Annotated in this window: 1 protein-coding gene; it reads left to right on the top strand. The window is 53.8% G+C overall.

Annotation, left to right across the window (positions count from 1 at the left end):
• Window positions 1-165 precede the first annotated feature (165 nt).
• The coding region (locus tag KVS69_RS18810; RefSeq protein WP_217539493.1) for a hypothetical protein at window positions 166-450 on the top strand (285 nt) is incomplete at its 3' end.

The raw sequence follows: 450 nt of genomic DNA on the forward strand, positions 1-450 counted from the left end.
GATCTACTCGTGGTGGATGAGGCACACAAGATCGGGGATGGTGGGAGAGGGGTAATTCTTCAATCGGCAATTGTGCGCGTGGCATCAGGGAATCCATCCATGCGGGCAGTCTCCATTAGTCCGGCAGCCCAAAACACCGGGATTCTGCTTGAGGACGCGCCTGCCATGGCGAAGAAAGTCGCCGTGGCCAGTGACTTCCCAACCGTTCTTCAGAACATAATTCTTTGCTCGCCTTGCGCCGGCAAGCCATTGCAGTGGTCGCTCAATCTAAGAACGCCCTCCGGTATGCTTCCGATTGGAAGTCTAAGTCTTAAGAATAAGCCTAGTACACTATCGAAGAAGATTGCGTCCATTGCGGCCGCAGTCGGTCATCGGGGTGGGACGCTAGTGTATGCGAATGGTGCTGCGGATGCTGAAAAGATCGCGATGCTCATCTTTCAGCAAATCGAA

The organism is Stenotrophomonas sp. GbtcB23, from assembly GCF_019091045.1.
Lineage (GTDB): Bacteria > Pseudomonadota > Gammaproteobacteria > Xanthomonadales > Xanthomonadaceae > Stenotrophomonas > Stenotrophomonas rhizophila_A.